This is a genomic window from Mesorhizobium sp. M7D.F.Ca.US.004.01.2.1 (assembly GCF_003997785.1).
Taxonomy (GTDB): Bacteria; Pseudomonadota; Alphaproteobacteria; order Rhizobiales; family Rhizobiaceae; genus Mesorhizobium; species Mesorhizobium loti.
The window spans coordinates 1-1,183 of the sequence record NZ_RZRQ01000665.1 but is presented as its reverse complement, the minus strand read 5'-3'; the positions used below and the strand labels follow the sequence as shown (position 1 = coordinate 1,183).

The 1,183-nt window shown below is 57.9% G+C and carries 2 protein-coding genes; both read right to left on the bottom strand.

Going from position 1 to position 1,183, the window contains the following annotated elements:
- The coding region (locus EN993_RS36015) for an Rrf2 family transcriptional regulator (RefSeq protein WP_127266260.1) at nt 1-414 on the bottom strand (414 nt) is incomplete at its 3' end.
- A gap of 61 nt (nt 415-475) precedes the next feature.
- On the bottom strand, nt 476-940 hold the full coding sequence (locus EN993_RS36010; RefSeq protein WP_127266259.1) for a group III truncated hemoglobin: 465 nt from the start codon (nt 938-940) through the stop codon (nt 476-478).
- Nucleotides 941-1,183 lie beyond the last annotated feature (243 nt).

Sequence of the window (1,183 nt, the reverse complement as noted above, 5' to 3'; positions counted from 1 at the left end):
GCCGAAGAAATGTTGAGGCAGCAGTGCGACGTCGGCGAGCGTGTAGCGGTCAAGAGTGCTCTGGAAAGAGGCAATCGCTTCGCCAAACATGCTTGAAAGCTTGCAGGAGCCGGTGAGCACACATTGGTTTCCAGTCGCAAAGCATTCCACAACCGCGAAATCCGGCTCGGTCAGCCGGATGACATCGCCGATTCGGATCATCTCGGGCCGGAGCCCCAGGACGAGACCGCCGGAACGGCCGCGGACCGCCTTCAGGTAGCCGCCGCGTGTCAGCGTATTGGCCACTTTGTTGAGGTGTGTCTTCGACACCTTGAAGGTGCGAGCCGTCTCCTCGATCGTGATCAAGCGATCGCTGGCGGAGGCCGCGTACATCAACATCCTCAAAGCATAGTCCGAGAAGTTGGTCAGCCTCACCGGTGGTTCCTCTCTTTGGTTGGCGTGCTGTTACGGAAATCGCTAGAAAACCAATTCGGCATCACAGGTCTTTCTCGGCAATCGGGTCTATGCCAAGCGTCGTTTCGCCACGACTAAAGGCGACCGCGAGACGGAAACTGTGAGCGATGCGCAACGCGCGATCCATGAACAGCGCCGCAACCTCGGGCGGGCAGATGCGGCGTACCGTGGCGCGAAATAACTTCAACCAACGCCGGAAATGCGCCTCGCCAAGGCCGGCTATCGCCAGATGCGGCGGCAGGGGTCGGCCTTCATATCGGGCCGTTCGCAGCAGAGTCGCCGACCAGAAGTCACACATCTTCGCCAGATGCTGCGGCCACTTGTCAGCCTGTATCCTCTGCCGGAAGATGGGGCCAAGAAGCTCATCACGGCGAATTTCCTCGTAGAAGCCGTGAACCACACCACGGATCATGGTCTCGTCAAGGACATCCGGCAACGGGACGCCGTCGACGATGATCGTTCTTTTGCTCCGACTATTCCCGCTCATGTGCGCGCTTCCATCTCTGCAAAGGCCAAGTGGCTTTCGGCATCGTAGCCAGGGACAAACCAAGCTTGGGTTGCACCCGAGTTAGCATCCTACCTAAAACATACATTGTCAATATATGTTTTAGGAAAGACGATCATGAACGGGGGCGCAATGCATTGGCAGCCTTCTGCTGAACCGCACTCTGCTGAAGGCCGAGGCTTTCGGAATGCCTCATAGCCTCGGCAGGTTGGGCATTTCGTATGG